The sequence below is a fragment of the Flavobacterium sp. UBA5153 genome (assembly GCA_002413745.1).
In the GTDB taxonomy this organism is placed as follows: Bacteria; Bacteroidota; Bacteroidia; order Flavobacteriales; family Flavobacteriaceae; genus Flavobacterium.
The window spans coordinates 81231-107035 of record DHXP01000018.1; the positions used below are offsets into that span (position 1 = coordinate 81231).

Below are 25805 nucleotides of genomic sequence, written 5' to 3' on the forward strand. Positions count from 1 at the left end.
GAGAATAGAAAAAAGAGAATAGACTTTTAGATAAAAGACAAAAAATAGACGAACCAACTTTTCAGTCTATTCGTCAATTATCTAAAAGTCTTTTTTATTGGAATAATCCTTTATTTGTTTTTTTAATCCAGTTTCGGCTCCCTCTCCTTTGCTTCGCCAGTTCGCTGTCGCTCGTGTGGAGAGGGTTGGGGTGAGGATAAATTATAACAAAAAAATAGACGAATTAACCCGAAAGTCATCCGTCTATTCTCTATGTTCTGTATTCTATTTTCTAAAAAAATCTATTTTTCTAAAGCATATCTTCTGGCAACTTCAGCCCAATTAATTACATTAAAGAAAGCTTCAATATAATCAGGTCTTCTGTTTTGATAATTCAAATAATAAGCGTGTTCCCAAACGTCCATTCCAAGGATTGGTCTTCCGCCACAACCTACGCCAGGCATTAAAGTGTTGTCTTGATTTGGCGTTCCGCAAACTTCCAATTTTCCGTCTTTTACACAAAGCCAAGCCCATCCTGAACCAAATTGTGTCGCTCCAGCTTTTGCAAAAGCAGCTTTAAATGCATCAAAAGAACCAAAAGCACTTTCAATTGCAGCTAATAATTCTCCTGTTGGAAGACCGCCACCGTTTGGAGACATCACTGTCCAAAACAAACTGTGATTGAAATGACCACCGCCGTTGTTGCGAACAGCCCTATTTTTCATATCAAGATTTGTCAAAATAGCTTCAATGCTTTTTCCTTCCAACTCCGTTCCTGCAATAGCAGCGTTTACGTTAGTGATATAAGCATTATGATGTTTTGTATGATGGATTTCCATCGTGCGCGCATCAATATGAGGTTCCAATGCGTCATACGCATAAGGTAATTGTGGTAATTCAAAAGCCATAATATAGTTGTTTAATGATTTATAAATATTTTATTCAAATTTAAACAATTAACTTTGGAAAAGGAAATTCTATTTAGTTATAGTTTTATTAAATAAATTGATAGTGGGGTTTTTCAGGAGCTTTTTCCAGCTATTCGTTGCAATCTTTTCTTTTTTTAAAGAAAAAAAAGAAAAGGATTTCCACTGCTATCTGGGCTAGGGAATTCGGGAAGAAAAAAAATTAGGTTTTTTGAAAAGATTAACGAGTTTCAAAAACTTCTAATCGTTAAACTTAAATAATTCGATTGTATTTATTTCCAATGCTTTTGACACTATTTCCAAGGTAGAAAGAGTTGCATTTGCTCTGCCAGCTTCTAATCTGGACATATTACTTTTTTCAAAATTACATTTGGCAGCCAAATCCTGTTGAGATATATTTTTCTCATTACGGATCTTCTGAATGCGTTTGCCAACTTGTATTTGTATTGATTCTTCCAAACTTTAATTATCATTTACGACAAGTCAAAATTTGTTTTATATTTGCTTAATACGGTTATCATAAATGATAACTAAAAAAATATTTTGTCCAAATGTGGAAAGCCGTAAAGTAATGAGTTTTCAACTTGATAAATTTGAGTGGAGATTAGAAATGGATTTTTAAAAAACAGTTGAGTAATTTATACTTTCAAAGTAAATGTGCTTGGTTCAATAGTTAAAACGGGTGTGTCTAGACACAAAACTAAATTAGTGAATTACTTAATATATTTTCTGTATAAGAATTATTTTGTAAAATAATCTTTATATTTGAGAAAAGTAAAAAAACAGAAGTTATAATATAAAAAAAGTATCTTTTCCTCAAGTTTTTAAAATTAAAGCTCTGTAAAATATGTCATTGCAAATAATTAAATCTTTATGAGTGTTATAAATCAATATATTACTTTTCTAAAAGAATATAAAAAACTTCTTGAAAGAGGAGTTAAAGATGTTTTATCTAAAAGTTTATCATCAAATTTCATTTGGATAGATGAAATTCAAGAATTAGTAAAGTCAGACATTTGTAATTCAAATTTAGCAAATATATTTTTAGAAGACTTCGAAAAACAATCGATAATATTCTCACTTGCAAAACCCAAAAAACCAATTGTTAAGATTCCAAATAATTTTTTGGAAATCATAGAATTTGATGAAGCTAAAAATAAATTTTCAAGTATCAATAATGACGATGAAGAACTTATTTATTTTCAAAATAGTGAAAAAGGAAAAATTGAAATTGATAAAATAAAAGTTTTTGAAAAAAATAAATCAATTTATTCAAAATTTTATAGAGCTTACAATGATATTAAAAATGATTCAAATCTAGAAATTGTTTTAAGTTTAGCTTTGATGCAATTCTCAAAAAACAATAACAACAAAAATATTTCAAAAGTTAACCAACATTTATTTCATTTTCCATTAAACTTGGATATTAATTCGAATAATGAAATAAAAATCAAGTTTTCTGAATCCGAAAATCCATATTCTGACTTCTTTTTCTTAAACAATACTCCTATTGAAAAAGATATTTTAAGTAATATCGTTGATAGTTTTGAATCTAAAGTATTAGAATTTGGCTGTGATTTTATCTACGAGGATGATTTGAAAAAATTAATTTCAAAATCAATTCAGAAAATTTCTGATAATTCTGAATTTCAAGATTCTATATTAAAACCGCAAAGCGATTTTTATAAAGAAGATTTCTTTAAAATTTCATTTTCGCCTGCAATAAATTTCAAAACAAAAAAGCCAAGGTTTTTCGAAAAACTAACGGATTCAATTATTGAATACAATGAAGAAAATGAAAACGAATCAAAACTTTTAAATCTATTAATTAGGAATCCTGATAATGAACACAATAATTCATATCCAAAATCTAATTACTTCATTGATGATTTGTATGAAAATTATAAAGAAAATGCAAATTCACTAAATGCTGAAGAAGATTTTTCTGTTTTTTTTCCATTACCATATAACAATGAACAAAAGCAAATTTATGAAAACTATTTAAAAAACAGATTAACAGTTGTTACTGGTCCACCAGGCACTGGAAAATCTCATACTATTGTAAATATTTTATGTTCACTTTTAGCACAAGGGAAAAGGGTTTTAGTAACTGCACAAACTGACAAAGCTCTTGAATCACTTTTAGATAAAATTCCTAAAACATTTGATGATTTAATTTTTACAAAAATTGAGTTAGAAACTGATAAAACTAGATTTTCATTAGAAAATAGTATCAGTAAAATTTCAAGTATTTTAACAGATAATTTCTATTTAAATATTGAATCAAAAATAAAAGAGTTAAACAATCTAAAAAGTGATTATGTAAACTTGAAATCTAAAATAATAAATGCTTTAGAGAGGGAATATAATGAAATTACTATTAATGAAACTTTTTCAAATTTACGAGCATATCAAATAGTTGATAAAATTGAAAAGAAAGATTCAAAAGAATGGAACTGGATAAAAGACAATTTATCAATAGAGCAATTAAATGATTTTGATAAATTAAAAAAGTCAATATTCAATTACAATAAATATCGATATCTTAATACAAACTATAACCAAATTGTTGATTTTGACTTAAACGCTATATACAAAAAATTGAAAACTTATGATTTTTCTGAATTTCTTGAAATTCAGAAAAATATTCAACGATTAAGTGATAAATTAAAAATAAAGGAAGAGTTAAAAGATAAATTTTTAAGTATTGATTTATCGAAAATAATTGAAACATTAAGTACATATTCTAATGTTGAAATTGTGTTAAAAAAACAAAATGACATAGATGTTTTGTTGAAAAAACTAAAACAAATCCCTCAAATAGAAAATATCACAACAAATGTAACATTTTCAAATATTGTTAATAATGAAACAAAATATCTTTTAGATATTGAAACTTACTTTTCATTTATTAGTGATGAAAAAGTTGGTTTTTTTAAGCGATTAGATTCTAAATTTAAGAAAATATCGTATTTAGAAGACGTAACAATCAATGGGATAAAAACAAATTCAAAACAAAGTATTACAAAACTCAAAGAATTCATTAATACTATTTGTTTGATAAATAGAAATTTCTATTTATTAAAAAACAATGGCTATTCATTTGAGTATGATGACAAAGCTGACATCGAATCAAAATTAGAAATTTTAAAAGAAACTATTTCAAAAGTAGAACGAAATAATGAATTAGTCAAAAAAATTCAATTTGAAACTAACATAATAGAATTTTCAAAATTTGTAAATATTGATAAGTTTGAGATAGAAGAATTAACTGAAAAAGCAATTGAGTATAAGGATGATTTTGATGAATTTAAAAAACTGGAGTTTCAATTTAAAAATATTTTTAAGTCATTGGTAGAAACAAGTTTAATTCTTGAGAATTCAAAAATCAAAAAAGACTTTGGAAATCTATTGCCGATTCAAGAAATTGTTGATAAAGATACTTTTGAAAATTTTTTTGTAAAACTTGAAGAAATTAATAATCAACTGAATTTAGAAAAGCTATTTATTGATTCAAAAGATTATTTAAAAGTAGTTTTACCCTTAACATTTGAAAAAATAAATGAAATTTCATTTGAATTTATTACTAAAGAAAATTTTGAATTTGCTAACGCAAATTTTTATTTAGTTATAAATGAATTCATTGATATTCAAAAGACTAAAGAAGAACTTGCTTTTATTAATAAAAAAATATATGGTATTAAATGTGATATTCTTTTTGATTTAGCAAAAGATAATTTTAGAAATAAATTTGATGAAAATGAGATTAATGATTTTATCAATTTGCTTGAACAATATAAATATAACTTAAATCAAAGCAATAGAAAAATAAGGAATCAAACTCAATATCAAATTTTAGCGAGAAAAAATAGTGTTCAAATCAGCAAAAAACTTTCTTGTTGGGTTATGAAATTTAATGATGTTTTAAATTCTGTTGGTAATGAACCCGAGATATTTGATTGTATTATAGTTGATGAAGCGAGCCAATTAGATTTTAATAGTTTATTGCTTGGCTATTATACTGAAAATATGATAATTGTTGGCGATGACAAACAAACTTCTCCAAGTAGTTTGACTGGAGCTGATGGAAATGATTTTGAAGCAATAAAAAACAAACATTTAGATTTTTTAGATTCAAATATTATTCACATAAAAAGTGACAATAGTTTATTCACTCTTTCAAAAATGATTGCTGGGAATTCAAATCTTGAATTAAAGGAACATTTTAGATGTGTTCCAGAACTAATTGAATTTTCAAAATTTAATTTTTATAATAACTCGTTAAGACCGCTAAAACAGATTAATGGAAATAGACTTCAACCTAAAGTTCCTGTTTTTATTGATGGTGCCTTTACCGAAGAAAAAATTGTTCACAAAGAAATCGAACAAATCAAAGCCTATTTAAGAAATATTTTAACAGATGAAAAATACTCCAATAAAACAATTGGAGTCGTAAGTTTAGGCTTAACAAAACATACTGAAAAGTTAAAAGATATAAAGGAGGATTTAGCAAATGAATTTGGTAAAGATAAAATTGATAAGCATAAATTAATCATTGAAGATTCACCTAAATTTCAAGGAGATGAAAGAGATGTAATGCTAGTTTCGTTAGGTGTAGCAACAGATTTTGAGAAATTAAAGAAAAATGAAAACGCAAAACCAAGAGCTATAATTTCTGACCAAGATGAATTTAAAAAAATTAATGTCGCATTGAGTAGAGCGAAAGAACAAATGATTTTATTTCATTCTGTCAAATCCGAACATTTAAACTCACAAGATTTTAGAAATAAAATTTTAAACTTTTTCTATGAAGAAGTAAAACCAATAGAAGAACTTAAATTGGATTACTATAATGAAATTAGAAACTTACATAACACTCCTACTCCATTTGATAGTTGGTTTGAATACGATATTGCAAGTGAATTAATCGGAAAAGGATATAGTTATATTGAGCCTCAATACAAAGTTAAAGAAGATGAAACCTACTATAACCATAAAACTAATAAGCAATCGTATGTAAATTTCAAACTTGATTTAGTAGTTCATAATAATGGTAAAAGAGTTGCTATTGAATGCGATGGCGACCCTTTCCATTCTTTGCCTGTAGATGTTGCTTATGACATTGAAAGACAAGAATTTTTAGAAAGAGTTGGCTGGAAAGTATATAGAATTTTATATTCTGCTTACAAAAGAAATCCAAGCAATGAAATAGAAAAAATGATTAACTTCATAACTAAAAACACAAAGAAAGATGAAGTAAAACTATTTATTCCATCAGTAAGAGAAAACATTATTGAAGAAATTGATTATGATGAATTTGAAAACGAGGAAGAAAATGGTTCAAGGATACCAATTGAAAATTCAAATAAAACATATCAACATAAATCTCTCATAGATTTAATGCAAGATGAAATTATTGAAACTGAAAATAATCTTTTCACAATAAAAGAAAACATAGAAGATAAAATTTTAAGATATTTTAATCTTTTTGAAAACGGAACTTATAAATTACAAGAAAATCCTGAAAATTTTTGTTTACATTCATTACCAATTAGTAAAAAATATAGGAACGGATATTTGTTGCAATGCTATGATAATGGTCATATTAACAAAGTTTATGTTAAGACTTTGTTGGACAAAAGAATTGATTATAATTATTCAAATGGCAAAAACCCTAACGCTAAAATTCAATATTTAAAACTTATTGAAGATGATGCAATTATTGGGTTAAAATTCAATAAAGGAAAAGAAATAATTTTCAAAGCCCATAAAACTGAAAACATTTCGAATAGAGAACAATTACACTTGCAAGGCTATAAAGTGATTTATCAAAGTTTTGAAAATATTGAATATAAAGTATTTCCAAAAAACATATCTGACGAAATTAATAGGTTGACATACGAAAGTTTTAACGCAAACGGGAAGCAGACTAACAATAAAAATTATGAAAATGAGTGGAATATAATACAAAAATTTATGCCAAATATAACAAAAAAGTAACGGTTGTTTTTGTATATATTAATTGATAATTATAGCATTGGGATAGAAATATCAAAAACCTAAAATCAAAAATCAAATGCAAAGACCTTCATTCTCCATATACGACGCATCTGCAGGTTCCGGAAAAACCTATGCGCTCGTCAAAGAATACCTGAAAATCATTCTTGTTGCCAAAAAAAATGATGCGTATCGCAATATTCTCGCCATCACGTTTACCAACAAAGCGGTTCACGAAATGAAAAGTAGAATTGTAGGTAGTTTATCCGAGTTTGTCAAAGACGAGCCCAGCGAAAAAGCACAGGATTTAATGGAACATTTGGCGATTGAAACCGAGCTTTCCATTATCCAGATCAAAACCAAATCGCAGCAAATCATCAAGCATATTATTCATAATTATGCGGCTTTTGATATTTCTACCATCGACAAATTCACGCATAAAGTCATTCGGGCTTTTGCACACGATTTAGGTTTGCCAATGACTTTTGAAGTGACTTTGGATACCGAAAATTTGCTCATCGAAGCCGTCGACGCCATCATTGCGCGAGCTGGCGAAGATGAAACTTTAACCAAATTGCTCATCGATTTCACGATGGAAAAAACCGATGACGACAAATCTTGGGACATTTCCCGCGAAATTCTCGAAACCGGTCGGTTGGTTCTCAATGAAAATAACCGAAATGAAATCACCCATTTTCAAGACAAATCTATCACCGAATTTGTCGAAATAAAAAACAAACTAGCTGAAGCCTGCAAAGTTTTGGAAAAAGAAAATGCAGAATTCGCCGAAAGCGCGTTGCTGTTAATCGAGAAAAACGGAATTGACACCAAATCATTTTCCGGTGCTTATTTCCCTAAACATCTACAAAGTATTCAGGAAGGAAAATTCAACCCGAAAAACAAAACCTATCACGAATCCGACGATATAAAAATCAATAAAACCGCCAAAGACAGGGCTTTAATTGAAAATATCATTCCTGAATTATTGCAAATTCTTGATACCATTTATAAGAACTTCGAAAAAAGGGATTTCTACAAAGCATTCCTGAAAAATATTACGCCATTATCTTTATTAAATACCGTCAGCAACGAATTGGCAAAAATTCAAAACGAACAAAACGTGCTTTCCATTTCCGAATTCAATGCCATCATTCATCGTGAAATTCAAAACCAACCGGCTCCATTTATTTACGAGCGATTGGGAGAACGCTATCGCCATTTTTTTATCGATGAATTTCAGGACACTTCCGAAATGCAATGGCAAAATCTGATTCCGCTTATCGACAACGCAACTTCAAGCGAATTCGAGGGCGAAAAAGGGACTTTAATGATTGTGGGTGACCCGAAACAGTCCATTTACCGTTGGCGTGGCGGCAAAGCTGAACAGTTTATTGAGTTGAGCAAAGACCATAATCCGTTTAACAATCCCGATAAAGTTTTAGAACATTTAGACACGAATTATCGCAGTTATTCGCAAATAATAGATTTTAATAACAATTTTTTTCAATTGTTGTCCAGTGAATTTGAACATTTGGATTACAAGGATTTGTATGAAAATCACAGCCATCAAAAAAGCAATCATAAAACGGGCGGTTATGTGAATATTTCCTTTATTCCAAAAGTTGAAAATAACGAAGATGAAGAAGAAGCATTGGACAAAACCGAATTGTATTTATTGGCAACTTTAAATACCATTCAAAAAGTACAAAAACAAGGTTTCGAATACGAAGATATTGTGATTCTTACCCGAAAACGCAGTCAGGGAATTGCTATTGCTAATTATTTGACAGAGCAAGGAATTCCGCTTTTGTCTTCGGAAACCTTGATGATTCAAAATGCCACCGAAGTCCGGTTCATTATCCATTTATTAAAGTACTTAAAAAACAGCGCCGATTTAGAAGCAAAAGCTTATTTTCTGCATTATGTTGCCGAACATCTTCAGGACAAATTACCTATCCACGATTTCATTGCCAAGGGAATGGACGAAAAAAAGGAAACGGAATTCGAAAATTGGTTAACGAGTTTCGATATTTCACTTTCCTTTCAAGACATCCGAAAAAAATCGCTGTACGAAGCAGTGGAGACCATAATAAGTAAATTCCTCTCCCCTCCCGATAGCTATCGGGACTTCTCCAAAGGAGAGGGCGCCGAAACTAAAAAGTTGGGATATATGACTGGCGGAAACTATTCTCATTTGTTGATAGAAAAAGCTCAAGAAATGAGGAAAACCCCAACAGTTGCTGAAAAAATATTATGGTCAGAGCTAAGATCACAAGCTTTAGATCACAAATTTAGGCAACAGCATCTGATAGATGATTTTATTGTTGATTTTGTCTGTTTGTCAAAAAAATTAGTAATCGAAGTTGATGGAGACTATCATTTTACCGAAGAACAAGTCGAGTTAGACAACGATAGGGCAATTGCTCTGAATAAATTAGGGTATAAAGTAATTCGATTTACTAATGAGCAAGTAACTAAGGATATTTTCAATGTCCTAGAAGAGATAAAAGAAGTATTAATCCAACAAAAAGAAATTCAAAACTCCAACTCTCCAGTTACGTCTCCCTCCCCTTCGGGGAGGGTTGGGGAGGGGAATGCTTATGTGCAATATTTCCTCGACATTGTTTTGGAAAGAGATGTAAGAAACCAAGCGGGAATTTCGGATTTCCTGAATTATTGGGACAAAAATGGGGAGAAATTCAGCATTCCATCGCCCGAAGGCAAAAATGCGGTTCGGATTATGACCATTCATAAATCGAAAGGATTGGAATTTCCAGTCGTGATTATGCCATTTGCCGAAGAAGATTACAGCAGAAAACCCAAAGACAAACTGTGGCTCAATGCTGAAGAGCAGGATTTTGGTTTGCCCAAAGTTTTAATTGATAATTCTAGTGCAGTAGAAGGTTTTGGCGAAAACGCAAAATGGGTTTATGACCAGAAAAAACAGGAAGAATTATTGGACAATATTAATGTTTTATATGTGGCTTTAACCAGAGCCGAAGAGCAATTGTATGTAATTTCGAATATGAATTTAACGTCTAAAGGCGAAGTTAAAACCAATAATATGTCGGCTTTTTTTATCAATTATTTGATTAACAAAGGACAATTCGGCGAAGATAAATTGGAATATGAATTTGGGAATCCAGCCAAATTATCTTCTGAAAGTAATAAAAGTGATGTTGTAAAAACGATTCCGTCAGTTCGTGAAGTTCTTGATCCAAAAAACATAAAAATTGCCCAACGAGAATCCCTAATGTGGGGAACACATCAGCAGGAAGCCATAGAATACGGAAATGTGGTTCATGAAATATTGTCTTTCGTGAAAACCAAAAACGATGTTGATTTGGCAATTACAAAAGCGATTGAAAGCGGATTGATTACTTTTAATCAAAAAGTGGTTGTTTTTAAAACCATTCAGGAAATCGTCAACCACAAAGAACTTTCAACTTATTTTGCTGAAGGAAATGAAGTGTTGAACGAGCAAACCATTATTCAAAAACAAGGAAAAACCATCAAGCCAGACCGAATGGTTTTAGCCAAAAACAAGGAAGTTTTATTGTTGGATTACAAAACAGGAATTCATAATCCTAAATACCAATTACAATTAGAAAATTATCAAAATGCGATTGAATTGATGGGTTATAAAGTCACAAAAAAAGCATTAATATATATAGGCGCAACAATCAATGTGGTAAATTTGTAAATCATTAATAAAATGAATTTAGAAGTTGAGCAACTTCAAACTTTAAACAAAACAAACTGAATATATGTACGGAAAAATACAACAACACTTACAATCAGAACTTCAAGCCATCGAAGATAACGGGATTTTCAAAAAAGAAAGAATTATCACTTCGCCACAAGGAGCAGAAATCACTATTTCGACAGGGGAAAAAGTTTTGAACTTTTGTGCCAACAACTATCTTGGACTTTCATCACATCCCGAAGTGATTCAAGCAGCCAAGGATGCTATGGACACGCACGGTTTCGGAATGTCGTCGGTTCGCTTCATTTGCGGAACGCAGGATATTCACAAAACATTGGAAAAAAAGATTTCTGATTTTTACGGAACGGAAGACACGATTTTATATGCGGCAGCTTTTGATGCAAACGGCGGCGTTTTCGAACCTTTATTAGGCGAAAATGACGCGATAATTTCGGACAGTTTAAACCATGCCTCAATTATTGATGGTATTCGTTTATGTAAAGCAGCGCGTTATCGTTATGAAAATAGTAACATGGAAGATTTGGAAAAACAATTAATCAAAGCCAATGAAGCCGGAACACGTTTCAAACTTATTGTAACAGATGGTGTTTTCTCAATGGACGGCATAGTTGCACCCCTGGATAAAATCTGTGATTTGGCCGATAAATATGACGCAATGGTTATGGTGGACGAATGTCATGCCGCAGGATTTATTGGTGCAACCGGAAAAGGAACGCTCGAGGCAAAAGGGGTAATGGGACGAGTTGATATTATTACGGGAACTTTAGGAAAAGCACTTGGCGGAGCTATGGGCGGTTATACGACTGCCAAGAAAGAAATTATTGAATTGTTGCGTCAACGTTCCAGACCTTATTTGTTTTCAAACTCATTGGCTCCGGCAATTGTTGGGGCTTCTATTAAGGTTTTTGAATTGTTGGAAAAAGATACCACTTTACGTGATAAACTAGAATGGAATACTAATTATTTTAAAGCGGGAATGAAAAAAGCAGGTTTTGACATCATTGATGGGGATTCCGCAATCGTTCCGGTAATGCTTTATGACGCAAAATTGGCTCAAACAATGGCAAATGAGCTCTTAAAAAAAGGAATTTATGTTATTGGCTTCTTTTTCCCGGTGGTGCCAAAAGATAAAGCAAGAATTAGAGTACAATTATCGGCAGCTCATTCGAAGGAGCATTTAGATAAGGCAATTGAGGCTTTTGTTGAAGTAGGAAAAATGTTAAAAGTTATATAATTGCCACTTTTTTCATTTTTTTTTCAATATTTCCTTTTGTAGTTAAAAAATTACACGTTATCTTTGTTATGCTAAAAATAGTAATTTAAAAAAAATTAAATATGAAACATCTTAAAAAACTTTTAGTTGCCGTAATGATGGTGATGGCTGTAAGCTCTCATGCACAAGATGGCAATAATCCATGGGCACTCTCTTTTGGAGTGAATGCCATTGACACTAGAACTAGTGCTGGCGGTGGTCATAATTGGCTAGATCGTCATTTTTCTCTGCCATTTGCTGTTAAAGACAACTGGAACATTCTTCCTTCTGTGTCTTACCTTAGCGTATCTAAATACGTTGGGGATAATTTCTCTTTTGGAGTTCAGGGTTCTATAAACAAAATCACTAAATATGTAAGATTTGCTCCAACAGCAGTAGGTCATGATTCTCGTGGATATATAGTATACAATCCAGGGGATTTGATGTATTATGGTATTGATGCCAGTGTTAAATACAGCTTTATGAGCTTGATTAAATCCAAAGTGATTGATCCTTCTCTACACATAGGAGGGGGTTATAGTTTCTTTGGGGATAGTAGCTACGGAACTATAAATCCAGGTGCTGGCCTAACTTTTTGGTTTACTGAAGCCATTGGTTTGTCACTTGAAACTACTTATAAAAAATCATTTGGTGATAGAGAAGATGCTTCTGGAACTCCGGACGCTCCTTCTTTTTTCCAACATACTGTAGGTCTTACTTTCAAATTTGGAGGAAAAGATACTGATGGTGATGGAATTTATGACAAAGATGATGCTTGTCCAGATGTATTTGGTTTAAAACAATTCAACGGATGTCCTGATACTGACGGTGACGGAATAATTGACTCACTGGACGCTTGTCCAACTGAGTTCGGTTTAGCTGCGTTAAACGGCTGTCCTGATAGAGATGGAGATGGTATTGCTGATAAAGATGATGCTTGTCCAGATGTATTTGGTTTAGCTGCCTTAAAAGGTTGTCCAGATACTGATGGTGACGGAATTGCTGATAAAGATGACAAATGTCCTACTGTAGCAGGTCCTAGAGAAAATGCAGGTTGTCCATGGCTAGATACTGATGGAGATGGAGTTTTAGACAAAGATGATAAATGTCCAGATGTAAGAGGGACTATTGCTAACTATGGTTGTCCTGAAGTAACTAACGAGGCTATTTTGAAATTAAATGAGTATGGTAAAACAGTTTTGTTTAACTCTGGAAAATCTACTTTCAAAAATGAAACTTACCCAGTTTTACAATCAATTGCTGCAATCTTAAAAGAATATCCTTATTCAAAATTCCTGATTGAAGGTCATACTGACAGCGATGGTAGCAATGCAATGAACCAAACGTTATCTGAAAACAGAGCAGCGGCGGTTAAAAACTATTTAGTTGAAAACGGAATTGCGGCAGATAGATTAAAATCTACAGGTTTTGGTGAGACTAAACCAATCGCTACTAATAAAACAGCGAAAGGAAAAGCTATGAACAGAAGAGTTGAAATATCATTGATTAAAGAATAATATTTCGGTCTTAAATATTTATGAAAAACGCCTCGATTTATCGGGGCGTTTTTTTTATATTTATAAAATGACAAACACTTCTTTTTTAGATAAAATTGCGCAGGTTCTAATCGAAAATTATTCAGGAAAGCTATCCAATACAATTGTGGTTTTGCCGAATAAACGCGCCAAAATATTCTTGATTGAAGCACTGAAAAAACAAGTTTCAACTAATATTCTCTCCCCTGAAATTATTAGCATTGAAGAATTTATCCAAGATATTGCGGGAATTCGTTCAGTTGATCCCATCGAATTGTTGTTTGAGTTCTATGAAGTGTATTTGTCAGTTACAGAAAAAGCAAACCAACAGTCTTTCGAATTGTTTGCCAATTGGGCCAAAACGCTTTTGCAGGATTTCAATGAAATTGATCGTTATTTACTGGAACCATCGCACGTTCTTTCCTATCTAAAAGACATTGAGGACATCAAAAAATGGGGGATTGAAGTCGAAAACAAAACACAATTACTCGAAAACTACATTGATTTCTGGAAACTGTTGCCCCATTATTACCAATCGCTTTATTCTCATTTACTCAACAAAGGAATCGGTTATCAAGGCTTGATTTATCGGGAAGCCGTAAACAATCTCAATCATTTTTCGGATTCCATAAAAGACAAACAATATGTTTTTGCGGGGTTTAATGCATTAAATAAATCCGAAGAAGAAATTGTTCAACACCTGTTAGCCTCTGATCAAGCCAAGATTTATTGGGATGTGGATCAAACTTTTCTAAACGATCCGTTTCACGATGCAGGTTTGTTTGTGCGACGTTTCAAGGAAAACTGGAAACATTACAAGTCAAATCCTTTTGAATGGATTGTAGATGATTTTTCGCAACCAAAAAACATCCAGATTATTGGCACGCCAAAAACCATTGGCCAAGCCAAAATTGCCGGAAGCATTATCGAAAACATCATCAATGAAAATCCGAATACAACACTAGACAAAGTCGCCATTGTTCTCGGAGAAGAAAATTTGTTGGTGCCACTTTTATATTCATTGCCGTCAAGTGTTGGTGTCCTGAATATCACGATGGGATATTCCAGCAAGAACAATCCAGCGCAGATTTTGATTGCCAAATTGTTCAAGATGCACACGAATGCCTTGTCCAGAAATGCCAAGAGTTATGTCCTGTATTACAACGATGTTTTGGATATTTTGACACATCCATTGGTCGAACCTTACGCAAAAACAAGCGTTTTGGTGAATGTAATCAATCAGAATAATTACACTTTTATCGCCCATCATAAATTGGTGGAATTGAATCCAAATCCAAGTGATTTGTTTCTTTTATTATTCCAAAAATGGGAAAGGGGCTCGATAGCGGTTTTAGAAACCATCTCAAGTTTGTTGCTAATGATTAAAAACAATTTAAGCAACGACAACGAGGAAGAAAAAATCACCAAAGCCTTTGTTTATGCAATTTTCAAAGTCATCAACAAACTGATTAATTATTATTCGAAACACGAACACATTGATAAAATTGAGACACTTTATGCCATTTACAAACAAGTAATCGATTTGGCCGAAGTTTCTTTCGAAGGCGAACCATTGAACGGACTACAAATTATGGGAGTTTTGGAAAGCCGTGTTTTGGATTTTGAAACCGTGATTATCACTTCGATGAATGAGGGGAAATTACCAGCCGGAAAATCTCAAAATTCTTTTATTCCGTATGACGTGAAAAAAGAATTAGGCTTGCCCACTTTCAAAGAAAAAGACGCCATTTACACGTATCATTTCTACCATTTATTACAACGTGCCAAGAATATTTATTTGCTTTACAATACCGAAAGTGAGGGATTGGATGCTGGAGAAAAAAGTCGTTTTATCACACAATTGGAAGTCGAAAAACAACCAAAACATACGCTTACCCACGAAATTTACAATGCGGTTTTACCAGAAACTGCTTATCAGCCAATGGTAATTCCAAAATCGGAATTAGTGATGCTGCGATTGAAAGAAATTGCCGAAAAAGGATTTTCCCCATCGGCGTTGACGAGTTATATCAGGAATCCGATTCAGTTTTATTTCCAAAAGATTTTGCGCATCAGCGAGGTCGAAGAAGTTGAGGAAAATATTGCCCTAAACACTTTGGGAACAATCATTCACGAAACCTTGAAGGTTTTGTATGAACCATTTATAGGGAAGTTTTTGTCTGAAGCAGCTATTTTAAGCTGTTTTAAACTTTTAGATGACGAAGTATTGAAACAATTCAAGCTCGTTTATAAAGAAGGTGAAATCAAAAAAGGGCGCAATCTCCTTGCTTTTGAAGTTGCCAAACGAAATGTTTCTAATTTTCTGAAAGTGGAAATGGAAAGCATCAAAAATGGAGATGCCATAAAAATCCTGGCATTGGAACAGCGATTCGAACGAATTTTAGAACATCCCAGTTTGCCGTTTCCTGTGAAAATTGGCGGTTCTGTTGATAGAATCGAGGAACACAACGGAAACATTAGAATAATCGATTATAAAACCGGAAAAGTCGAAAAGGCAAATGTTACCTTAAAATCTTGGAAAGGTTTGACGGAAGGTATTAAAAACGACAAAATTATTCAGGTTTTGGCGTATGCTTTTATGTTTGAAAAAGAAGCAAATGGCAAACCGATCGAAGCGGGGATCATTTCGTTTAAAAATTTGAAATCGGGATTTTTGCCTTTTACTTTCAAAGAAAACAAGGAAGAAACCACGGTAATTGGCGAAGGAATTTTAAACAATTATTTAGAACAAATGGTTTTGTTGTTGAATGAAATTTTGGATGTGAATATTCCTTTTGAAGAGAAAGTTTAAATCGTATTGTCATAAAAAAACTAGCCAACATATTTGAATTTTATAAAAGTACTTTGACTATCAATTTTGCTGTGTGTTTGGTTGCTTCCTTGTTTGGAAAACCTCAATATTTGCCCTATTTTTTTATTAGTTTCGGATTCATTTTGAGTCTTGTTTTCAAGGAAGTTTATCGCAAAAACAACTTTTTATTTTATGAAAATAATGGAATTTCAAAAATGAGATTATATGGATATGCCTGTGTCTTCAATCTAATTCTATCGATAATCGTGTTTTCACTTTATGAACTTATAACAAATTTATTTTGAAAACACATATATTGGAAGTCGATAGCGTTCAAAAACAGTTTGGCAACAAATGCGTGATTTCAAGTGCCTATTTAAAATGCGAAACCAATGACATCATTGGGCTATTGGGAAGAAATGGATCAGGAAAATCAACTTTATTGAAAATCATTTTCGGAATTGTTCCTGCCGACAACAAGTTCATCAAAATAGACGGAATTGTAAAAAACAGCACCAATCAATTGCTCCAATACATTAGTTATTTGGATCAAGACAATTTTGTCCCAAGTCATTTTTCAGTTAAAAAAGCCATTTCTTTAACCGTCCAAGAAGACAAACTTCAATTTTTTTACGAAGATGAAATGATTCAATCCATTCAAACCAAAAACATAAATCAATTGTCCAGCGGAGAATTGCGCTATTTGGAAATTAAATTAATACTATCTAATTCTTCTAAATTTGCTTTATTAGACGAGCCTTACAATGGTTTGTCGCCTATTATGGTTGACAAAGTAAACCAATTGATTAAAGACAATTCAGCCCAAAAGGGGATTGTAATAACAGATCACAATTATGAAAATGTCATCAAAATTTCGAATAAATTGATGCTGATGGTTGACGGTAATCTTCATTCGCTGAAAGATAAAAACGAATTGTTCGAAAAAGGATATTTGAAGGAAGGAATGATTTAAATTCCTTTAAAAAATCCCAATAATTCTTTCTTTAATTGGTCTTGATTTTCAATATGGCTCATGTGACCGTCAGGAAAAGTGACAAGTTTTACTGAGGTATTTTCAATTTGTTTCAAATTGTCTTCATAATTTAAAACGGGATCTTTTTTTCCTAAAATAAGCATTTTTGGATAGGGAGTAAGATGCAATAAAACCTCTCTGTCTTTGCGGATTTTCATCCCTTCGAGCGAAGCAACGACTCCCTGCAAGGGTGTTTTAAGTGCTTCTATTTTCACTTTTTCTATTTCATCCGCCAGTCTTTCTCGATTATCGGGATTGAATAAATTGGCAATCGATAGCCTAACAAACCCAACATAATCTTTCTTCACGGCTTTTATGGCGCGATCTCGATTTGCTTTGCGTTCCTCGCTGTCAGCTTTTGAAGTCGAATTCATCAAAACTAATCCTTTTACGATTGCAGGAAACATTTCGGCAAAAGCCAAAGCCACGTAACCACCCATAGAATGTCCGACAAAAATCGCTTTCCGAATCCTCAATTCAGACAAAACCGCCCGAACCACAGCAGCGTTTTCTTCCATAGAATGCACGTAACCCAAGCATCCCGATTCGCCGTGACCCAACAAATCAATGATTATGATACGGTATTTTTTGCTCAATTCTGGAACTAAATCCTGCCACATAGTTTGGTTTTCGAGGAAGCCGTGAAGCAACACAATGGCATTGCCCTTTCCGGTATCAGAATAGGAGATTTTCGTGTTTTTGTATAGGATTTGTTTCATTGCTGTAAACTTGAAGCAAAAATAAGGTTTTATTTTTTTGAACCATATAAGAAATATAAGTTCATATCAGAAAATCTTAAATGATCTTAAATGCCTTATATGGTAAAATAAAAAACGGCTCACATTACTGCAAACCGTTTTTTTTGGTTAAAAAGTGTTGAGATTCCTCCTTCGTCGGAATGACAAAATGAGACTGGAAACTGTGACTGAGACTGAAAACTAGCTATTCATCAAACTCTCAATTTCTTCCACCTCAATCGGGATATTTCGCATCAAGTTAAAAGGTTCTCCAGTTTCCTGAACAACAACATTATCTTCTAATCGGATTCCGAAACCTTCGGCAGGAATGTAGATTCCCGGCTCGACGGTAAAAACCATATTGGCTTGCATCGGTTCGGTTAGTTTTCCGTAATCGTGGGTGTCCAATCCCATGTGATGGGAAGTTCCGTGCATAAAGTATTTTTTATAGGCTGGCCAATCCGGGTTTTCGTTTTGTACATCGGCTTTGTCGATAAGTCCCAAACCAAGCAATTCCGATGTCATAATTTTCCCCACTTCGATTTGATATTCTTTCCAAAGTGTTCCTGGAACAAGCATTTTAGTGGCCTCATTTTTCACTCTTAAAACGGCATTATAAACGGCTTTTTGTCTTTCGGTAAATTTTCCTGAAACGGGAATCATTCGAGTCATATCGCTGGAATAATTGGCATATTCTGCGGCAACGTCAAGCAAAACCAAATCACCGGCTTTGCATTGTTGGTTGTTTTCGATGTAATGCAACACGTTCGCATTGTTGCCCGAAGCGATAATTGGTGTGTAAGCAAAACCTTTGGAACGATTTCGGATGAATTCGTGAATGAATTCGGCTTCGATTTCATATTCGGTCACATTGGGTTTCACGAATGACAATAATCTTCTGAATCCTTTTTCGGTGATGTCGCAGGCATTTTGGATTAAATCCAATTCTTCCGTTTCTTTTACGGAACGAATGCGTTGCAAAATCGGATTGCTTTTTGCTACGGCATGCGCCGGATATTTTTCCTTCCACCATTTTACAAAACGGGCTTCACGGGTTTCTGTTTCCACGGTGGCACGGTAATGTTCGTTGGTATTGATGTAAATCGTGTCGCAATGGGTCATCATTTCGAACAAAACCTTCTCGAAATCCTGCAACCAATGCACGGTTTTTATTCCCGAAACTTCAAAAGCTCGGTCTTTGGTCAGTTTTTCGCCTTCCCAAATGGCAATGTGTTCGCTGGTTTCTTTCAGGAACAACATTTCGCGCTGGTTTTCATAAGGGGCGTCGGGAAAAAGCAATAAAATGCTTTCTTCTTGGTCAACGCCTGATAAATAGAAAATATCGCGATGTTGTGCAAATGGCAAAGTGCTATCGGCAGAAACCGGATAAATGTCATTGGAATTAAAAACCGCCACGCTTTTTGGCTTCATTTGAGCCGTGAATTTGGCGCGATTTTTTATAAAAAGTTGACGGTCAATTTGGTGGTATTTCATATATGTAAAATTTATTTGTTAGCGGTCATATATGTTATCGCCTTTTTATTTATTGGTGTTTGCTTACGCAAACTCGTTTTTAGTGGCGATTTCATAACATTCTTTTTTTAAATTTTGAATATTCAAAAGTAGAAACTTTGGCGTCAAAAAGGGACATTTAATTTAATTACTTTTGATTAAGAACTATAGAAAATATTTTTTTTCACTGTAATTCTTCTGCTTCTTGAATAAATAATATCAAAAACGGCAATAAAGTTGATAATAATTGAATAAACTATGGTTTTGGTTATAAATAGATTCATAGGGTTAAAAAAAAACTTTAAATTGATTATAAATTAGCACGAAAAGGTTGTAGTATCTTTCAAATAGCCCTATTTTTGTGTCACTTTAAAATAATTTATTCCAATTCTTATGGCAAAATCTTCAATGTTGAAGTCGTCAATAGCAAAAAAAGTAGCTATGGCGCTTTCAGGTCTTTTTCTGATTATGTTTCTATCGCTACATTTTTTTATTAACATGACTTCGGTGTTCAGCGCCGATGCTTTCAATGCGATGTCTCATTTTATGGGTTATAATCCATTAATTCAGTTTGTTATGCAACCAGTTTTGGTTGCGGGTGTTGTTTTTCACTTCGTTATGGGTATTGTTTTGGAAATAAAAAACCGAAAAGCAAGACCTATTGGGTACGCTAAGTACAATGGCGCGGCAAATGCTTCTTGGGCATCTAGGAATATGATTATTTCTGGATTGGTAGTTTTAGCATTTATCGGGTTGCATTTTTATGATTTCTGGGTTCAAGAAATCACGTATAAATACATTGATGATAATGCACTGGAACCAACAAGATATTTTGGCGACTTGGTTGGTAAATTTGAAAGTCCAGTTCGTACAGGACTGTATTGTTTGGCTTTTTTATTGTTGTCCTTGCACTTGTGGCACGGTATCGGTTCTTCTTTTCAATCGATAGGTTTTAATAATAAATATTCAAGATTCTTAAAAAAAGTAGGGTATTGTTTTGCAATAGTGGTTCCTTTCGGATTCATTTTTATTGCCTTATTTCATCATTTCAATCAATAATATTATATAATAATGGCGTTAGATTCAAAAATACCAGCGGGTCCAATTTCGGACAAATGGACAGATTATAAAGATCATATTAACTTGGTAAACCCTGCCAACAAGCGTAATTTAGATATTATTGTTGTTGGAACTGGACTTGCCGGAGGTTCTGCAGCGGCAACACTTGCAGAATTAGGCTACAACGTAAAAGCTTTTTGCTTTCAAGATTCTCCACGTCGGGCACACTCGATTGCTGCACAAGGAGGAATCAACGCCGCCAAAAATTATCAAGGGGACGGAGACTCTGTTTTCCGATTGTTTTATGACACCGTGAAAGGAGGCGATTATCGTGCCCGTGAAGCAAACGTACATCGTTTAGCCGAAGTTTCAGGAAATATCATTGACCAATGTGTGGCTCAAGGTGTTCCTTTGGCCCGTGAATACGGAGGATTATTGGACAATCGTTCTTTTGGAGGAACTTTAGTTTCTCGTACTTTTTATGCAAAAGGACAAACCGGTCAACAATTATTATTAGGAGCTTATTCGGCAATGAACCGTCAAATAGGCCGTGGAAAAATAAAAATGCACAATCGTCACGAAATGCTGGATATAGTAATCGTGAACGGTAAAGCAAGAGGCATTATCGCTCGTAACCTGATTACGGGAGAAATCGAAAGACATTCAGCTCATGCTGTTGTTATTGCTTCTGGAGGATATGGAAATGTATTTTTCTTGTCGACAAACGCAATGGGAAGTAATGCAACAGCGGCATGGAAGATCCACAAAAAAGGAGCTTTCTTCGCCAATCCTTGTTATACACAAATTCACCCAACTTGTATTCCTGTATCAGGAGATCACCAATCGAAATTGACATTGATGTCTGAATCATTAAGAAATGACGGACGTATTTGGGTTCCTGCAAAATTAGAAGACGCGAAAGCTATTCGTGAAGGACTTAAAAAACCTATTGATTTATCGGAAGCAGAAAGAGATTATTATTTAGAAAGAAGATATCCTGCTTTTGGAAATCTTGTTCCTCGTGATGTGGCTTCACGTGCAGCCAAAGAAAGATGTGATGCCGGTTTTGGTGTTAACAAAACGGGAGAAGCAGTTTATTTAGATTTCGCTGCAGCAATACAGCGTTATGGCAAAGAGCAAGCTTATATTAAAGGCTTAGATGAAAAAGATGGCCAATTAATTATAAAATTAGGGGCTGCGGTCATTGAAAATAAATACGGTAACTTATTCCAAATGTATGAGAAAATCGTTGACGAAAACCCATATGTAACCCCGATGATGATTTATCCAGCGGTGCATTATACAATGGGGGGAACTTGGGTCGATTATAATTTACAAACTACAATTCCTGGTTGTTTCTCCATTGGAGAATCAAACTTTTCAGATCACGGAGCCAATAGATTAGGTGCTTCAGCATTGATGCAAGGTTTAGCCGACGGTTATTTTGTATTGCCATACACCATTGGCGATTATTTGGCCCCGGATATTAAAGTAGGAACAATTTCTACAGATTTACCTGAATTTGCAGCTGCAGAAAAAGAGGTTAAAGATCAAATCGAGAAATTCATGAACAATAAAGGTTCACATTCTGTTGACTATTTCCACAAGAAATTAGGAAAAATTATGTGGGACAAAGTAGGTATGGCTCGTAATGCAAAAGGCTTAAATGAAGCTATCGTTGAGATTGCAGCTTTGCGTGAAGAATTTTTTAAAGAGGTCAATGTTCCTGGTGATGCCAATGGTTTCAATCAAGAATTAGAAAAAGCAACTCGTGTTGCCGATTTCCTTGAATTGGGAGAGCTTTTCGCCAAAGACGCTTTACATAGAAATGAATCTTGTGGAGGGCACTTCCGAGAAGAGTATCAAACGGAAGAGGGCGAAGCGCAACGAGATGACGTTAACTTTGCTTATGTAGCGGCTTGGGAATACAAAGGAAAACCAAGCGATGCCGTTTTACATAAAGAAGACTTAGTGTTTGATAACGTGAAACTAGTTCAAAGAAGTTATAAATAGAAATTAGTCAAACGTCAACGTCTTAAAGTCAAAGGGCTCAATGTCTATCGACTTTCGACCTTCGACTTTAAGACTTCCAAATTAAAAATATATGAAACTTACATTAAAAATATGGCGCCAGAAAAACGCCCAAGATAAAGGCCAATTGGTTGATTATAAAATTGACGGAATTGAACCAGACATGTCATTCCTTGAAATGATTGATGTGCTTAATGAGCAATTAAACAATAAAGGAGAAGATCCAGTGGCGTTTGACCACGATTGTCGTGAAGGTATTTGCGGAATGTGTTCTTTGTTTATCAATGGAGAGGCTCACGGACCAGATAGAGGAATTCCTACTTGTCAATTGCATATGCGAATGTTCAAAGATGGTGATACCATTTTTATCGAACCGTTCAGGGCAGCTGCGTTTCCGGTAATTAAAGATTTAGTGGTTGACAGAAGTGCTTTTGACAGAATTCAACATGCTGGTGGATTTATATCGGTAAACACTTCCGGAAATACAATCGATGCGAATACCATTCCAATCAATAAGAAAGATGCTGACGATGCTTTTGATGCAGCGACTTGTATTGGTTGTGGTGCTTGTGTTGCCACTTGTAAAAACTCTTCCGCCATGTTGTTTGTGGCTGCCAAGGTTAGCCAGTTTGCGCTATTGCCACAAGGTAAAATAGAAGCTACAGATCGTGTACTGAGCATGATTAATCAAATGGATCATGAAGGTTTCGGAAATTGCACCAATACTGGAGCTTGTGAAGTGGAATGTCCTAAAGGAATTTCATTGGAGAATATTGCCCGAATGAACAGGGAATATTTATCGGCAAGTATGAAAGGATAGATTCAAAAACAAAATATATTTTAAACGTCCCGAAGTATCGGGACGTTTTTTGTTATAATCAGATTATGATTGTAAGTCTTTTTCAAAATCAAATAATTCTTTAATCTTTATGTCTAGAGCTATAGCAATCAGCTTTAGATTTAATACAGAAGTGTTAACAGCTCCTCGTTCTATTCTGCTGATAACAGAAACGTCAAAATTGCAATCAATAGCTAATTGAGCTTGTGTAATAGTTTTTTGTTCTCTAATTTTCTTCAAATTAGAGCCAAATGCAATTAGAAATGATTTGTCTTTATGATTAGCCACATACAAAAGTCAATCTAACTTTAAAAATTTATATAGGAGAATAATCCTATATGTAAAAAAATAACTATTTTTACAAAAAGTAAACACAGAAGTGTTTTGTTTTCTGTGAATCTTCGTAAACAACAAATCTTAAATATTTAAATTATGAAAAAAATTATTTTGGCATCAGTTTTAGCATTTGCTTTATCAACAACGGCATTTGCTCAAACAACTTTGATTGATAATCCGATTGAATTTGGACAAGTTAAAGCAATAAAAGAAAAGAGTGAAGTAAAAGTGATAACTAAAGAAGGGATTACTCAATATACAGCGTCCAATGGTTCTATCATAAAAATTGGGGATAAATTCCGTATAAACAGACCAGAAGGAGGTGCTAAGACATTTGTTTCAATACAAAATAAACCAACCGTAATGGATATGTTAGGCAATAGTGGTTTTATCTCAACGGTTAATACATCAATGAGTAATACAGAAATAACTATTAAATCATTATATATAGCTGGGTCAAGAAAGTTAGGTTTTAAACCAATGGCTGAATTGGCAACTTGTGGAACTTGTAACAACTTACTTGTTGATATTGAATTAGCAATTGAATCAAAAGAAATTAGAACTAACGGAATGACTTCTGAAGATGCAATGGCATTATTAAAAACTCAAAAAGAAAAATTAGATTTAGGTATTATTACTCAAAAAGAATTTGATGATAAAAAAGCTGAATTAATTAAGTTTATCCAATAGTATTAAATAAAAATTTTTACAAAAACGCATTCATTGATTTGGATGCGTTTTTTTGTTTTCAAACCTTTTCAAAATCTATTATTTATCAGAAATCGATTTCTAAAAGCGCAAATAAAAATTGTCATTAAAAATAAATTATTAGATTTGTATAAAAATGAAAAATATGGAATTTGAAAATAATATAGAAATAGGATTGGGAATTTTTACAGTTCCTGACATTGCGGCTATATTAAATTTAAAATATTCCAAAGTACATAGTCTATTAAACGAATATTGGGATAAAAGATTTGCAAGTCAATATGGCGAAAAGTATTCTTGGAAAGTTCATAATAATAAAGCAGTAAGTTTTCATACTTTAGTTGAGTTCTATATTTTTTTTCAACTAAAAGAAGTTGGGGTTCCAACTCAAAAAATTTTAGATGCACATAAGGAGTTGTCTAAACGATTTGAAACTGCATTTCCATTTGCTAGTTCCAAAATAATAAATAAAATGACTTGCGTTGGTAAAAGAATAGTATTTGAAATTAATGAGAATGAAATAATAAATTTAGATTCTACAAAACAATTAAATTTAAAATTTATAAAACTATTTGCTCAAAATTTAGATTTCGATAAAAATAATTTAGCAAATAAATTCTATCCATTAGGAAAATCTAACAGTGTTATCATAGATCCTGAACATCAGTTTGGACAACCAGTTATAAAGAATACAAATATTTACCCACAAACAATTTACAATCTTTATAAATCAAAAGAAAGTAAAAAATTTATTGCTGAATCATACGAAATTTCTTTAAAGCAAGTTAATGATGCTATTGATTATTGTAAAAGTGTAGCATAATGACAAATATTTATATAGATGAAAATTTCTCTCATTACCTTGCAAATGGTTTAGATGTTTTTCAACAACATTTAAATTCAAAAGAAAAATTACAGATTCAAGTATTATCTATTAAAGAGGTGTTTGGAAAAGGTGTAAAAGATGAAGTATGGATTCCACTAGTTGGAAAAGAAAAAGGGATTGTTATAACGCAAGATTTAAGAATTCAAACTACAAGACATCAAAACGAATTATATAAAAAACATGGTTTAGGAGTTTTCTTTTTTAAACCGCCTTCAACGGGTTTCAGTTTTTGGGAAATGGTTGAGCACTTAATTAAACGTTGGCCAGAAATTAAAAAAAAAGCAACTGATGATAGACCTTTTGCATTTAGAATTACACCAAATAAAATAGAGCGTCTTTCATAGTTGCAAACTAAAAAAAATAAGATTCAAAATCCCCTCAAACGTTTTTAAAAAATAGCTGATGGGATTTTTATAGATTTTAAATAGTGATTAATT

The 25805-nt window shown here is 33.0% G+C and carries 17 protein-coding genes; 12 read left to right on the forward strand and 5 right to left on the reverse strand.

Annotation, left to right across the window (positions count from 1 at the left end; translation table 11 throughout):
- Positions 1–281: 281 nt before the first annotated feature.
- On the reverse strand, positions 282–887 hold the full coding sequence (locus tag B2145_RS03945; protein WP_291098509.1) for a superoxide dismutase: 606 nt from the start codon (positions 885–887) through the stop codon (positions 282–284).
- A gap of 258 nt (positions 888–1145) precedes the next feature.
- On the reverse strand, positions 1146–1364 hold the full coding sequence (locus tag B2145_RS03950; RefSeq protein WP_291098512.1) for a helix-turn-helix domain-containing protein: 219 nt from the start codon (positions 1362–1364) through the stop codon (positions 1146–1148).
- Between the two features lie 414 nt (positions 1365–1778).
- On the opposite strand from B2145_RS03950, the gene B2145_RS03955 reads away from it, so the two are divergent.
- From B2145_RS03955 to B2145_RS03980, 6 genes are all read left to right on the forward strand, one after another.
- Positions 1779–6905 (forward strand): AAA family ATPase, encoded by a 5127-nt coding sequence (locus B2145_RS03955; RefSeq protein WP_291098515.1) that lies wholly within the window; start codon positions 1779–1781, stop codon positions 6903–6905.
- A gap of 76 nt (positions 6906–6981) precedes the next feature.
- Positions 6982–10605 (forward strand): UvrD-helicase domain-containing protein, encoded by a 3624-nt coding sequence (locus B2145_RS03960; protein ID WP_291098518.1) that lies wholly within the window; start codon positions 6982–6984, stop codon positions 10603–10605.
- Positions 10606–10669: 64 nt separating this feature from the next.
- Entirely contained in the window at positions 10670–11863 is a 1194-nt protein-coding gene (gene kbl / locus B2145_RS03965) for a glycine C-acetyltransferase (protein WP_291098520.1), read from the forward strand.
- 101 nt (positions 11864–11964) lie between these two features.
- Complete coding sequence (locus B2145_RS03970; RefSeq protein ID WP_291098523.1) at positions 11965–13398, forward strand: OmpA family protein; 1434 nt, start codon at positions 11965–11967, stop codon at positions 13396–13398.
- Positions 13399–13465: 67 nt separating this feature from the next.
- Positions 13466–16228, forward strand: a complete 2763-nt coding sequence (locus tag B2145_RS03975; RefSeq protein ID WP_291098526.1) for a PD-(D/E)XK nuclease family protein — start codon at positions 13466–13468, stop codon at positions 16226–16228.
- A 301-nt stretch (positions 16229–16529) separates the two neighbouring features.
- Positions 16530–17201, forward strand: a complete 672-nt coding sequence (locus tag B2145_RS03980) for an ATP-binding cassette domain-containing protein (protein ID WP_291098529.1) — start codon at positions 16530–16532, stop codon at positions 17199–17201.
- Here the strand turns inward: B2145_RS03980 and B2145_RS03985 are convergent.
- Positions 17198–17980, reverse strand: coding sequence for an alpha/beta fold hydrolase (locus tag B2145_RS03985; RefSeq protein WP_291098532.1), 783 nt, complete (start codon positions 17978–17980; stop codon positions 17198–17200). The two genes, B2145_RS03980 and B2145_RS03985, sit on opposite strands and share 4 nt — an antisense overlap.
- Before the next feature lie 219 nt (positions 17981–18199).
- On the reverse strand, positions 18200–19492 hold the full coding sequence (locus tag B2145_RS03990; protein WP_291098535.1) for an aminopeptidase P family protein: 1293 nt from the start codon (positions 19490–19492) through the stop codon (positions 18200–18202).
- Positions 19493–19903: 411 nt separating this feature from the next.
- Here B2145_RS03990 and B2145_RS03995 point away from each other — a divergent pair, with 411 nt between their 5' ends.
- The 3 genes from B2145_RS03995 (at position 19904) to B2145_RS04005 (ending at position 23420) form a co-directional block, all read left to right on the forward strand.
- Positions 19904–20569: a succinate dehydrogenase cytochrome b subunit gene (locus tag B2145_RS03995; RefSeq protein WP_291098538.1), complete on the forward strand. Its 666-nt coding sequence runs from the start codon at positions 19904–19906 to the stop codon at positions 20567–20569.
- A 12-nt stretch (positions 20570–20581) separates the two neighbouring features.
- Positions 20582–22582, forward strand: a complete 2001-nt coding sequence (locus B2145_RS04000; protein WP_291098540.1) for a fumarate reductase/succinate dehydrogenase flavoprotein subunit — start codon at positions 20582–20584, stop codon at positions 22580–22582.
- 91 nt (positions 22583–22673) lie between these two features.
- The gene (locus B2145_RS04005; RefSeq protein ID WP_291098542.1) at positions 22674–23420 is read left to right on the forward strand and encodes a succinate dehydrogenase/fumarate reductase iron-sulfur subunit; all 747 of its coding nucleotides are present in this window, start codon (positions 22674–22676) and stop codon (positions 23418–23420) included.
- A gap of 63 nt (positions 23421–23483) precedes the next feature.
- Here B2145_RS04005 and B2145_RS04010 read toward each other — a convergent pair whose 3' ends face one another.
- Entirely contained in the window at positions 23484–23726 is a 243-nt protein-coding gene (locus B2145_RS04010; RefSeq protein WP_291098544.1) for a helix-turn-helix domain-containing protein, read from the reverse strand.
- A 144-nt stretch (positions 23727–23870) separates the two neighbouring features.
- Here B2145_RS04010 and B2145_RS04015 point away from each other — a divergent pair, with 144 nt between their 5' ends.
- From B2145_RS04015 to B2145_RS04025, 3 genes are all read left to right on the forward strand, one after another.
- Entirely contained in the window at positions 23871–24464 is a 594-nt protein-coding gene (locus B2145_RS04015) for a hypothetical protein (protein WP_291098547.1), read from the forward strand.
- Between the two features lie 154 nt (positions 24465–24618).
- Positions 24619–25305: a DUF433 domain-containing protein gene (locus B2145_RS04020; protein WP_291098550.1), complete on the forward strand. Its 687-nt coding sequence runs from the start codon at positions 24619–24621 to the stop codon at positions 25303–25305.
- The gene (locus B2145_RS04025) at positions 25305–25712 is read left to right on the forward strand and encodes a hypothetical protein (RefSeq protein WP_291098553.1); all 408 of its coding nucleotides are present in this window, start codon (positions 25305–25307) and stop codon (positions 25710–25712) included. The genes B2145_RS04020 and B2145_RS04025 overlap by 1 nt, the downstream gene beginning before the upstream one ends.
- Positions 25713–25805: the final 93 nt, after the last annotated feature.